The organism is Bradyrhizobium sp. CCBAU 11357, from assembly GCF_028128865.1.
In the GTDB taxonomy this organism is placed as follows: domain Bacteria; phylum Pseudomonadota; class Alphaproteobacteria; order Rhizobiales; family Xanthobacteraceae; genus Bradyrhizobium.
On sequence record NZ_LBJW01000067.1, the window covers coordinates 1 to 11879 of the forward strand.

Consider the following 11879-nt stretch of genomic DNA (forward strand, 5'->3'; position numbering starts at 1 on the left):
CCGATGTCACAGCCACCCTCGACCAGGCACTCGCCGCCTCCGGACTTGACAACATCGCCGTCGCGCACCGGCCAAGGGTGCTCAGCGACAATGGTTCGAGTTACGTGTCGCATGATCTGGCCGAGTGGCTCGACCAGAAGGGCATGCAGCACGTGCGCGGCGCTCCGTACCATCCTCAGACTCAGGGAAAGATCGAGCGCTGGCATCAGGCAAGGTCATCGCGAAGCTCTCACCGGCGTAGTTGGAATAATGTAAGGCAAGACAGCCACGGTTTGGTGACCAACTTCTGGCCGCTGCTGGACGCGATGCATAGGCAATGACAGCCTGCGCCTAGTGCGAAGGTGGTCGGCTTCACGCGCGGGCACCATAAACCTTGGTATCGTTCCATGCCCCCTTTAGATGCCCGGCGTTTCCCTACGTTCAATTGAGCCGCCGATCACGATTGTCTTATTTTCAGGGTGTGCGGTAGCGCCCCGCTATCGCTGCCCTCCTTGGGCGTTCCTCCCTAGACTTGGGCCGCTTGCGGCAACGTAGGCGGCCCTTCTTTCGTAAGCGCTAAGTTGATGCCGTCAGGCGGCGTGGTTCCACGACGTAAGCGCGTCTGCGCGGCGGCGATCAGGGTGAGACTCCGCATTGCCTCGCCTTAATTGTTACCGGATGCTGAGCCGTTGCCTCACGTAAATTGCTCCTTGGATCGGGGACAAGCGGGGGCGCAGATGGGGCGGCTGAGCTTGGCAACGCGGAAGGAACTGACGGCGGCGGCAGGCGTGCGTTATCGGCATTCGGATCGCGCGAAGAAGGCGCGAATATTAGACGAGTTCGTCGACATCACGGGGTTTCATCGCAAGCATGCGATGCGACTACTTCGAGGCCAGGAAGACGCACGCGCAGGCCGACGGCCGCGACGTCGGATCTATAATGAGGCAGAACACAACGCGCTCGTGCTCCTTTGGGAAGCGTCAGACCGGATCTGCGGGAAGCGGCTGAAGGCGTTAATGCCTGCGCTGATTGAGGCGATGGAACGGCATGGCCACCTCGACCTTGCCCCCGAGATCCGCGCCAAGCTTTTGGCGATGAGCGCTGCGACGATTGACCGCGTATTGGTGCCGATCCGAGAAAAACTGGGTCGCAAGCGCCGGCGGCACACAGCGCATTCTCTGCGTCGCAGTGTTCCAATACGGACATCGGCGAATTGGAACGATCCGGCGCCAGGATTCGTCGAGGCTGACCTTGTAGCCCATAGCGGACCATCTGCGCGCGGCAGCTTTATCCAGACCCTCGTGCTCACGGACGTTGCTACCGGCTGGACAGAGTGCGCTCCCCTGATCGTGCGCGAACAGACGCTGTTGAGCACGGTGCTGACGGAATTGCGCAAACATTTGCCTTTTACGCTGCTCGGCCTCGACACTGACAATGATACGGTGTTCATGAACGAGACGCTGAAAGGCTATTGCGAGGCAGCCAACATTGTCTTCACGCGTTGCCGTCCCTACCGGAAGAATGACCAGGCGTTCGTTGAGCAGAAGAACGGCGCGGTCGTGCGCAGGATGGTCGGTTATCGTCGGTTCGAAGGCCTCGAAGCGGCCGAGCTGCTGGCAGAACTCTATCGAGCAGCGCGGCTGTTCGTAAACTTCTTCCAACCCTCGTTTAAGCTGATAGCCAAGCAGCGCGACGGTGCTCGTGTGCGCAAGACATACAGCGCGCCGGCAACACCCCACCAGCGCCTGGCCGCCGACGCCCGAACGCCTGACGCAGTCCGCCACCACCTCCAGGAAATCTATGCCGCTCTCGATCCGGTCGCGTTGTTGCGCGACATCCGCGACGCGCAGGAGCGCCTCGGGGCCCTTGCAGATACCCAACCAATCGCCCATCCTGCTGCGGCATCGCAATCGACCGATCGCTTCCTGGCAAGCCTGCGAACGGCCTGGAAGGACGGTGCTATGCGACCGACGGATCGGCCAATCGTGACGGCGAAAAGAGGCCGACGTCGTCTCGACCCGCTCATTCGCGCAACGCCAGATTTGCGAAAATGGTTTGCAGCCGAGCCCTGGCGGACTGGCAGCGAACTGCTCTCCCGCCTGCAGGTGGAATATCCTGGAGCCTACCCGAACAAGCTTCTTCGAACGCTTCAACGGCGGCTTAAATCCTGGCGCAGCGAGCAAGCGAATGCGCTGCTGTTCGCTCCTACGGAGAAAATGCCACCAAGGTCAGAGGTCACGACAACGCAATGATGTACCGGCTGCCAGCGGAGGAGGCCGGGCGCTCCGAAACGCCGGCCATCTCCGCACCCGGCCTCCTCCTCAACCCAAGAGCAAAATAGATGAGGCAACCGATCTCGCCCGGGAACATCACTATATGCGGCAATACGGCTTCCCACCCAGATTGTCGCGCTATACTGATCGTTCGGAACGACCGAAGGCCGCGTGTCCGTCCGGTGACGCTTCGGCAGTTGGCCGCGACCGGACCGCCTTCCCAGACGCTCATCGATGGCTCGCAGCGCATGACCGGACCCACCTCGCCGCGCCAGAAAATCCCATGGACGCCCTTCACTGACCGTCAAAGGCCGTCCTCGAACAGCAGATCTCGCTACAATTGCGGGAGAGGAGATTTTCCATGGCCTTCAACGTTCTGCCGGCCGCCGCTGACGGCTTTCGTCTGCACCCGGTTGAGCCGCGCTATGACCCGATGTTCTCATTCGGTCTCCTGGTGACGGCCTGTGCGCTGGCAAGCTTCGTATTTGCCTGTGCGACGTCGCTTGCGGCGTTCGCAGTCGTTGCAGCCGCGACTTTGCGGTTGCGTCCGGCGCTCCTTGTGGTCACGGGCGCATGGCTGGTTAATCAGACGATAGCATTTGGCGTGCTACACTATGCAGTCGATGCGAGCACGATCGCATGGGGCTCGTGATCGGACTGCGGCGCCGCTGCAACTGCTGTCTCGTCAGTCGTTCTCAGGTAGCTCCCGCAGAGCCGCACGGCTCTGGTCCTGGTGGTCACGCTGGTTTGTGGTTACGCGGCCTATGAGCTCACTTTGTTCGCAGCGACGCCAGTTCCTGGGTGGCGAGGGCGCTTTCACCCCCGCAATCGTGACGCGGATCGGGCTGCGCAGCGCTGCCTGGCTGATCGGCCTCGTTGCAGCCCGCGAGATCGTTCGCCTGCTCAATCCGCTTGGGAGGGGACGCGCCGTTCGACCTGAACAACGAACGACGTTGACGCGACGACCTTCTATCTTTGGCAAGTTCGGTTCCTGGCGCAATGCGCCGTTCATGCAGGGCCATAAGAGGCATTTTATGGGGATTTAGAAGCGACGTTACTCGACGGTGCCTATTGCTAAATGGCAGCAGAAGGCGAACCTCATCGGAAAAGAGCTGAATTGGCTGCGCGCCGCCGCAGCACATGATGATCTCAACCGGCAGATGGATTATTTGGACGACGCGATCCTGGGTGCAACAGCAGATCGACCGGGCGCGGGGCAAGTGAGCCGTCGGATCGGTCTCCCGTGCCAAGCGATGGGCCTTCCGAGCATCATGCCCATCAAGACGCGACGGCTCGTTCTCGAAGGTGGGCTCCTGTGCGCCGCCGAGCGCAGCGACATTCGCTCGCGCGACAGGTCGCTTCTAGCCTGATGGCGACCAGCAAATGTCCGGTCTGACGCAACGCGCGGATCAGCGATCGGACGGTGTTACTCCAGATCCAGGTGAACGTTGTGAATTCCGAATGCTGCTCCCAGCGTAGCGTACCGGGCCCGATGACAATCTGATGAAGTTTCGCCGATTGCTCAGGCGGCGGAAGATTGCGCTCGAGGCAACAATCGATAAAACGGCAGCGATCGCTTGTGGCCGCCTCACCCTGCGCAAGAAAAGCCAAGTGGATCACGCTGAATGGCGAAACAAGGCGCGTGAAAGGGCGCGCGTGCACTTCGCCGAGCACGGCGTCGCGTTGCGGATGTGGCGTGAAGGTTCGCAGATCCAATTCATCGACCATGTATCGACGCCTCTCTCCTGGGTGAGCAAGCAACCGTCAGCCGCGCGAGGCGTGGCAAGCAGGAGCGTCTTCGCTTCCCCGAGCGGGGGGCAGACAGGCGAGCCCCGGTGCGGTAACCACATTGTCGTTTGACAGATCGAGGCCCAAACACGACTCATCTTGCTGCCGCCGCCCTGACGCGGAGAGGCGGTGCAGGATTTGGGCCAGCACTATAGAAGGCGCATGCTCGCGTCCTTTGGCGCAATGTGGCTTTCGAAGAAAGTTGGAGAAGAGTTTCAGACATGAAGCGCGCTTGTATTCTGACAGGATGCGTACGTGGCGCCACCATAGGAAACTGCCTGTTTCGCACGGTGGTCGCTCGCCAGGCAGATACATTATCTGAGCAGCCAAGCTACGACGGATTCGTCCAATCATAGACCGGCGACTGACCGCGCCCGGACAGACGGGCAAGGCTTGGCGATGGGTTGACAGCGTCACGTCGCGTGAGGTTGGCGTGACCACGCAGCCGGAGCGCACGCCTTCATCGTCTTTTGATGTGACATTCAGGGCAGTGCAAGCGCCGCGGCTCGACCGCAGTGAGGCAGATACGTGGCGAATGTCGTGAGCGATCGACCGAATAGGGGCGGATCACAAATACGGCCGGTTCGAGTTGGCGGGCGTATTGCTCGAGTGCGGTCGCGGAAGTTTTGATCCGTCGTAGCCACGCGGCCGAGATCCGGTCTCCGTTGAAGTCGCTCGCCGGTCTTTGCGGGACGCGAGGATCGCCACGTTCTCGTCGATGTCAGCTCTGTTTCGGATCGAGCGCACGAGCGGCCTCTTCGATGGATGGATCTGGCCGAAGGCCGACTAAGAAGCCTCGATCGCCTATGGCGCAACGGCCTCACAATTTTCATCCCCCAGCAAAGAACGAGGTCGGCCTTGACCACAACGAAAGCCACTCCTGGCATGGCTGGCATCACCATGTCTCACTCGTCATGCATGACCTTTCATGATGGCCGTCATCCGTCATCGAGCCAACACTGGACCATCGCTTAAAGAAATGCGACCGCGGGCTCGACCGAAGCATCGCTCTTAATCCGCCTGTCGATCAAGGAAATCCGCCGCATCGCCATGAAGCTTGTCCAGCGGCGTATCTCGCACGCCTAAGTCATCGCATGGTCGTCCTGGCGTAGGGCTCATCAGGCCAACGCGCGCAAAGCCCATACAGGCAAAAATTGCAACTGTAATGCTAATTAGCGCACCCGGCGGAACACACCAGGGACGGTGTCCTCGTTAATAGAGCAGTGCCATTAGCCGACTACAAAAAATATAGACATCAGTCCAGAACGCATAGACAATTACCTATTCCGGCCAATCAAGCGGCCTAACGAAGAACATCGGGTTCCAAGCTAGCGCGCCGATTCGCTTCCGGACGCGGGAGTCGTTTGGATGATTGATCCGCTCAGGTTCTTGGTCATCCCGCGTCGACTATTCTAAGTTGATCCCATCGGCTCATATCATGCGGCAAAGCCTGGGGCCGACTTCCTCGAAGCCGTTGCGCAGATAGAAGTCGAGGGTACGCTTCCATTTCGGCTGCCACGGTGCTCCCACCTCCAGCCGCTTCCATCCTCGCGCGCGTCCTTCGGACAGAGCGACCGCGATCAGATGAGGCGCAATGCCCTGCGATCTCATGTCGGGGCGAACATAGAGCTCCGAGATTTCTCCGAACTTGCCGCCCGCGTAGATCGCAGTGCATTCGTTTAGAACCATGACGCCAACCGGCTCGTTGTCTCCGCAGGCGATCACCGCGATGACGCTGACATCCAAAAGAACTGCCGCCGCGCTTTGCGTGACGATTCGATGCCCGGGGCCATCCGGCCCAAGAGCTCGACTTGGAGAGCATGAACGAAGCGGGCGACGGTTCCGGCATCTGTGACTTCAGCGCGGCGTGTGGATATGACCGGCATCTTTCTTTTCTGTTTGCTCCGCATCGGAATTGAATCACTCTGCACCACGAGCGTCGGCGTGACATTTGTGACCGCTAGACCGGGACAAAGGCTAGCTGAGATTCACGAACACCTCGAACCAGAGCCGATTGATTCCCAATCAGCTGATCTCTGCTGAGGGTCTGGCTGTATAAAAACGCCTGATGACCCGCGATATCGGCTGTCAATCAGCGTCTAGATTCATCCGATGGCTTTCACTTCGAAGGGCTTCATCACGAAGCTAAAGCTCGCCTCCCCAAGATAGTACGATGATCATCGCGAACTCGGTGGTGAATCCTTTACAAGTCACGATGTTTGGAGACTAGCTCTCAGGAATGGTAGCCATGAATCCCTCGGCCAGAAGGACCGCTAGGATTCGGCAGCCAATGACAGGATCCTCTCGGTCTCGAGCGATCGGGTCGAGACGATAAATCCCTATTAGCGCATTTCACCGGTGCCAACCATTGCTTGACTAAGGCAACCAATGTCGCCACCGTGGCGGCCACGACCTTCTCGATTGGGCGAGAGAAGCTGCTGGCGTGTTGCAATCTCTTCGTGTCGCCCATCCTCTTCGGCTGCGGAGCCTCGCCATTGCCCGTTCGCATCTAGCTTCACTGGTGCCCGAACCCGGGAGGCCACTTCGCTTGGCTTGGTCAGGCCATGAGCCGCGTTCCTTGCCGCGGCTTTATGCTGCCATGAGTTTCGCGAGCCGCCTCAACGCCTCGCGCTCCTTGGTGGCGATTTCACTTGCGCCATTGACCTCGTCAAATGTCCAAGCCTTGAATAGCTTTGCCGGGCCAGGAATTTCGCCCCGAACTGCGGCAGCCTATATATTTCTCTTGTTCTCGCCTGTTATCCGGGCGACTCTTCGACATTGTGCGTACGAGTGTCCCGTTCTTCGGTTCTTCGCGCCAATCGCGGGGTCGATTAACTGTCCGATGACTTCGGGGTGGGTAAGATTTGGCCGCTTTTGCTGGCGCTTCAATCGTGTCGGCGTGTATGTCTAAATCCCGACACGAAGGCGCAAATGATCGGCCGGCGCGGCACCGTGCATTGATTTTCTCTTCCTCAAGCAAGTCTCGCACCGATACGTTTGCGGCATGCTGATTGCAGGGCGACGAGAAAGGGCCTTTTCGGCAATCGTGGTCTCTCGGTCAATGACGCATGAGAGATGGGAGTTTTCGATCGTATGCAAATTGATACCAAATACTGGCCAGTAAGGCACTGCCCCAATCGAAGCTTGGTGTATCGGGGGTCCCCCCCTCGTTCTTCACGACGGCCACAGATCATGTCGTTCACGCAAACTAAAGGCGAAGGTCCCGGCACAGGATTTTCTGATGAGCTCAACGCAAGCGATTCGTGAACGCCTGCGCGACGCCGGCGCGTCGTTTGCGGCAAACGACAATATCGCAGAATACCTGCTGCCTGGTGACATAGAGGTGATCCAAGCCGAGGTCGAGCAGCACGTGCAGGCTGTGCTTGAAGCCCTGGTTATCGACACCAGCCGCGACCACAACACTAAGGCGACCGCGAAGCGCATTGCCAGGATGTACGTGCGCGAGGTTTTTGCCGGGCGCTTTGAGCGCGGGCCCGAGGTTACGGACTTCCCGAACTCGAGCGGCCTGGACGAACTCTATACGTTGGGTCCAATTGCCGTGCGCTCGACGTGCTCGCATCACATCGTACCCATGACTGGCCGCATGTGGGTTGGCGTAGTGCCCGGCGAAAAAGTGATTGGTATCAGCAAATTTGTGCGTCTTGCCAGCTGGATCATGGCGCGCCCGCACCTCCAGGAGGAGGCCGCTGTTATGCTGGCGGACGAACTGGAACGTCGCATCCTGCCGAAGGGATTGGCCGTCATCATTAGGGCGCAGCACCAGTGCATGGTCTGGCGTGGTGTTCGCGAGACTGACACCATGATGATAACCAGCATCATGCGCGGCGCTTTCCGCGACGACAGGACATTGCGCAGCGAATTTATGGCACTGATCAAGGACCGACCGTGACGTACCTATCGACGAAGACATACGGTCATGAAATCGGACTATCTGCTACATTTCGCCAGTGGCGCGCGCAATCACATTGTCGTCTGCTGCACGGTTACTCCTTGTCATTTCGCTTCGAGTTCGAGGCCGACACCCTAGACGACAAGAATTGGGTCGTCGATTTTGGCGGCCTCAAAGAGCTGAAAGCGATCCTCGAAGACACGTTTGACCATAAGACCGTCATAGCTGCGGACGATCCGGAGCTTGAATGGTTCTACGAAGCGGCGCGACGCGGCGTGGCGGATATCGTTGTGCTACCTGCTGTCGGCTGCGAAAAATTTGCCGAGCACGTCTACGGCATCGCGAGCAAGTGGCTGCTGACAGAGCGACTTGCTCCGCGTTGCCGGCTTGCATCTGTCGAAGTCAAAGAGCACGGTGCGAACAGCGCGATCTATCGGGGAACGAGCCATGCTGCCGGTCAACGAGATCTTTGAAGTATCCAGGGCGAAGCCAGCAAGAGCGGCACGCCGTCCGTGTTCCTGCGGCTGCAGGCCTGCCCAGTTGGTTGCCCCGGTGCGACAGCAAGCACACATGGATCGCAGATCCAGCACGCCAAGTGTCGATAGCCGAGATCAAGGCCAAGGTCGAGGACGCCCACACCTGGGCTATGATGTCGCCGGAGGAAATACTGCTCGCCGTGCAGGATTTAGGGCTCGGCATTTCGTGATCACAGGTGGCGAGCCCGCAGCGTACGACCTTCAGCCATCGACGACGCTACTTATCAAGTCTGGCGCAGGTGGAGACATCGGGCACCCATGCCATCCAGGTGCCCCCCTGCAGGTGGGTGACCATCAGCCCGAAAGTTGGCATGCCCGGCGGCTCGCTATTTTGGATGAAGCGTTGCGGCGTGGCAACGAGATCAAACATTGCGTGGGCAAGCCTGCTGATATCGAGAAGCTCCTGGCCCTCAACATACCGCGCGAGTTCATGCCGATGATATGGCTGCAGCCCTTGAGCCAAAGCCTGAAGGCGACGAAGCTTCGCATTCAGGAGGTGACTGCGCGCGACTGGCGTGTCAGCATTCAGACGCATAAGTTTTTCGGCGTGCGGTAAGCAACCCATGCGCGTTAAACCGAAGCTTTCATTTACCGTTACTTGAAGCGCAATCGAGCCAAGGGGTTAGGCGCTATTGGGCCATCCCGTTCGTATCCGTCTGAGGGGATTCCCAAATCGGCCGGTGTGATTCGATGCGTCAATGTTCATTGACGTCGTGCCAAACCGAGAGTCTCCGCCCGCGGTCTTGGTGCGGAAAGCCTATCGCGACGAGCGGTGGCGGCCGCAGAAGCGAACGCTTCTAATCTGAGCAAGTTGCCTGGGGAGGTGATCGAGGCGCTGAAGACGCTGCTCCAAGGTGGGACGTTGCTGGGTGGGGAGCCCAGGGAGCTATCAATCGGGCGGTCTTTGCCGCATGGTCATGTCGTTGCGATCTTGGGGATGATCCGCAAGATTCGCTCGACCAGCTGATCCAGAGCACGTCGAAGGATGCCGAAGCGCGCCGCTGTTGCGATCTTATCGTGGCGATGATCGTCGACCGGCTGATCGCGCCGCACTCGAAACTGGGCATTGTGCGTGCGCTGGATCAGGAGACGGCGACGACGAACCCGGGCGATGTGTTAGGTCTTGGCCATGTCAAGGACCGCGAGGCCTATGAGGCGCTGGATCGGCTCCTTGCGCGCCAGGCCCGGATTGAGAACGGCTTGGCCAAGCGGCATGCTGGTCCTGTATGACGTGACCTCGTCCTATTTCGAAGGCCGCCAATGTCCGCTGGCGCAGTATGGCCATGACGAGGGCTTCGCACTGATCTGAGAACTGACCTGGCCGGCGGCGCCTCAGATTGATCACGGTCGGCGAACGTTTCGCGATATCCGAATTATAGGACGGCCCGGGGCGTTCCCGAGGGCGCGGTGACTTCGATACGACCGGTCCGGCGCTTGATCTCTTCCGCGATGGCGCGGATTTGTGCCAATTCGCTTTGGCTGTAGCCGAGCCGAGGTTCATCGGCTTGTCGACGTCGAGCGTCCGATAGGAGGGGCGTGTATTGCCTGCAGATAGAGCGCGGACCGGCGCTTCGGCCAAGCCATCACAGAGAGGGCTTGAGCTATGCAGTTGTAGCTCCAATCATTTTGATGCAGCCAATTTCGTCGAAATTACTGATCATCTGGTCGATCCCGATACCACGTTTGACATGCCAGTAGCCCATGAATTTCGAAACAGCGGAACAACGCGACATCATGCTCGGCCGCGATGGTAACAATGATGCGAAGCATCTCTTGCGTGGCGGCCGTCGGCGGCGCTCTTTCGCGCAAGCAATGCCATCCCGGAAACAGCTGGGGGGCGAGATGATTGGCTTTGCTCCACCCAGCGACTGATGGAGCTGGAAGTGAAACGCCAGACCGGAGCGGCCTATGGCGAGAAGAGTCCCCGAGCGGCTGGCGCAGCACAACGGCTACCGCGAGGAGAGGCGGGCTTCGTTTTCCCAGTAGCTTCCGCCGACATCGGAGTGGTTGCCGGCGAACCACACCTGCTGCAGCCAATCCGCATGCTTGAAATATTGGGCGAGGGCTGCCCTACACACTAGGCACGAGAGCAGGCCTTTGTCGGGCACTTGCTGGGCCGATTTTCGACATTAAGACTCAATGCCAGAAACCTGACTACGCGCCGCCACGAAGTGTCTGCTGAGCCTGCCGGCGCTTCGGCAAGCGCAATTCGCTGTGGGCGCCACCCACCCAATGAACGATGAGAACGATCTCCGAGGCCACGTCGTCGATATCGGCCACGACCTCATGAATGAGGGGTGCGCACAATGCGCTTCTAAGACGAGCATCCGTCGTCGGCGCATCCCAGACCGTTTTGAGGTTCGAGGCTAGAACGCCGAACGAAGCTGGATCAGCAATGGGTGCGGGCGTCGCCACATCATGCATAGCGATCTTGCCCTTAATCTCGGCCGCATGAGCGAGCTCCCTGTTCCACCGGGCTTCCAGCTCACTGGCGACCAGCCGGTTCGCCGGATCAGCGGTCATCGTATTGCCGGAAAGCCCTGTCGGCGGCATAGGGCGCCGCTTCGAGGTCGCGACTGAGAGCATCGCGTACCTGATCGCGCCGCTCCCTAGCTCCCTTGGCGGCAGCGGTCGCGGCGGCGACCGCGCCCGGACCGACGACGCCAAGCAGTGCTTCCTCGATGGCATCATCGACGCGCAGTCCGCCCAAGGCGATGCAGGGGGGCCGGCCATGTCCATCCAGGCGCGGCTGCAGCTGTAGCGCGGGATATAGCTTTCCATGCCGGAGTACCGGAGTGTGAGCTTGCGACCGCAGCGCTTGCAGCGGATTAGACCGGCCAGCAGCGCGTCACCGTGCTTGGGCGCGCCGTGATGGCTACTGGTGGGAACATTGCTGCTGACCATGGTGCGAATCGCCTCGAACTTCTCCCAGCTCACATACCCTTCGTGAGTGTTGGGCTTCAGCGTCAGCCATGCGTTCCGCGCCTTGCGGCGGATCTTCACGCTCACGCCCGCGGTGCTGTATCCCGCCGCCACAGCTGTCTTACCATAGGCATAGGCGCCGCCGTAGACCGGGTTCTCAATGATCCGCGGATGGCAGAGTAGTTTGGTCGCCGCCAGGCCGTGTCGCCGTTGGTCTGCTTCACCGGCACATCGAGATTGTACTCGTGGAGCCAGCAGAGCGCCTGTCGCGCGCTGCCCAGTTCCTCGACCTTGTCGAACACCAGCTTGATCGCCTCCTGGACACGCCGATCCGGGTCTTTCTCATAACGGTCGCCGGCCTTCACAAAGCCGACGGGCGCTGTCACAACCAACTCGCCCCGGCGCGCCTTCTCGTCGCGGGCCGAGAGCGAGCGCTGGCGCAACAGATCCAGCTCGTACTCGTTGAGGCTG

General features: G+C 59.8%; 8 protein-coding genes and 6 pseudogenes. 9 read left to right on the plus strand and 5 right to left on the minus strand.

The window, feature by feature from the left end; translation table 11 throughout:
* From XI05_RS09485 to XI05_RS09495, 3 genes and pseudogenes are all read left to right on the plus strand, one after another.
* Positions 1-224: pseudogene (locus XI05_RS09485) on the plus strand (DDE-type integrase/transposase/recombinase); the annotation flags it as partial.
* 492 nt (positions 225-716) lie between these two features.
* Positions 717-2231 (plus strand): ISNCY family transposase, encoded by a 1515-nt coding sequence (locus XI05_RS09490; RefSeq protein WP_271500858.1) that lies wholly within the window; start codon positions 717-719, stop codon positions 2229-2231.
* 382 nt (positions 2232-2613) lie between these two features.
* Positions 2614-3184: pseudogene (locus tag XI05_RS09495) on the plus strand (hypothetical protein); the annotation flags it as partial.
* A 346-nt stretch (positions 3185-3530) separates the two neighbouring features.
* Here XI05_RS09495 and XI05_RS09500 read toward each other — a convergent pair.
* Positions 3531-3980, minus strand: coding sequence for a DUF3422 family protein (locus XI05_RS09500; protein ID WP_271500860.1), 450 nt, complete (start codon positions 3978-3980; stop codon positions 3531-3533).
* Positions 3981-4879: 899 nt separating this feature from the next.
* Between XI05_RS09500 and XI05_RS09505 the strand changes: the two are divergent.
* Positions 4880-5055 (plus strand): annotated as a pseudogene (locus XI05_RS09505) (IS701 family transposase); the annotation flags it as partial.
* Positions 5056-5471: 416 nt separating this feature from the next.
* On the opposite strand, the gene XI05_RS09510 reads toward XI05_RS09505, so the two are convergent.
* The gene (locus XI05_RS09510; protein ID WP_271500862.1) at positions 5472-5786 is read right to left on the minus strand and encodes a GNAT family N-acetyltransferase; all 315 of its coding nucleotides are present in this window, start codon (positions 5784-5786) and stop codon (positions 5472-5474) included.
* Positions 5787-7281: 1495 nt separating this feature from the next.
* Here XI05_RS09510 and folE point away from each other — a divergent pair.
* The 5 genes and pseudogenes from folE (at position 7282) to XI05_RS09535 (ending at position 10358) form a co-directional block, all read left to right on the plus strand.
* Positions 7282-7950: a GTP cyclohydrolase I gene (gene folE, locus XI05_RS09515; protein WP_271500863.1), complete on the plus strand. Its 669-nt coding sequence runs from the start codon at positions 7282-7284 to the stop codon at positions 7948-7950.
* Positions 7947-8423: a 6-pyruvoyl trahydropterin synthase family protein gene (locus XI05_RS09520; protein ID WP_271500864.1), complete on the plus strand. Its 477-nt coding sequence runs from the start codon at positions 7947-7949 to the stop codon at positions 8421-8423. The genes folE and XI05_RS09520 overlap by 4 nt, the downstream gene beginning before the upstream one ends.
* A gap of 346 nt (positions 8424-8769) precedes the next feature.
* Positions 8770-9042: a hypothetical protein gene (locus tag XI05_RS09525; protein WP_271500865.1), complete on the plus strand. Its 273-nt coding sequence runs from the start codon at positions 8770-8772 to the stop codon at positions 9040-9042.
* Between the two features lie 142 nt (positions 9043-9184).
* A pseudogene (locus XI05_RS39720) lies at positions 9185-9771 on the plus strand (IS1634 family transposase); the annotation flags it as partial.
* A gap of 416 nt (positions 9772-10187) precedes the next feature.
* A complete protein-coding gene (locus XI05_RS09535) occupies positions 10188-10358 on the plus strand; it encodes a hypothetical protein (protein ID WP_271500867.1) in 171 nt (56 codons plus the stop codon).
* 86 nt (positions 10359-10444) lie between these two features.
* Here the strand turns inward: XI05_RS09535 and XI05_RS39725 are convergent.
* The 3 genes and pseudogenes from XI05_RS39725 to XI05_RS09550 all read right to left on the minus strand — a co-directional run.
* Positions 10445-10522: pseudogene (locus XI05_RS39725) on the minus strand (phospholipase effector Tle1 domain-containing protein); the annotation flags it as partial.
* 118 nt (positions 10523-10640) lie between these two features.
* A complete protein-coding gene (locus XI05_RS09545; RefSeq protein ID WP_271500871.1) occupies positions 10641-11522 on the minus strand; it encodes a recombinase zinc beta ribbon domain-containing protein in 882 nt (293 codons plus the stop codon).
* Positions 11492-11879: pseudogene (locus XI05_RS09550) on the minus strand (hypothetical protein); the annotation flags it as partial. The gene XI05_RS09545 and the pseudogene XI05_RS09550, both read right to left, overlap by 31 nt.

What these genes read in the sequence shown, in the direction of transcription:
- XI05_RS09490 (WP_271500858.1), top strand. Translation starts at nt 717, where the DNA reads ATGGGGCGGCTGAGCTTGGCAACGCGGAAGGAACTGACGGCGGCGGCA.
- XI05_RS09500 (WP_271500860.1), bottom strand. Translation starts at nt 3,980, where the DNA reads ATGGTCGATGAATTGGATCTGCGAACCTTCACGCCACATCCGCAACGC.
- folE (WP_271500863.1), top strand. Translation starts at nt 7,282, where the DNA reads ATGAGCTCAACGCAAGCGATTCGTGAACGCCTGCGCGACGCCGGCGCG.
- XI05_RS09535 (WP_271500867.1), top strand. Translation starts at nt 10,188, where the DNA reads ATGAATTTCGAAACAGCGGAACAACGCGACATCATGCTCGGCCGCGAT.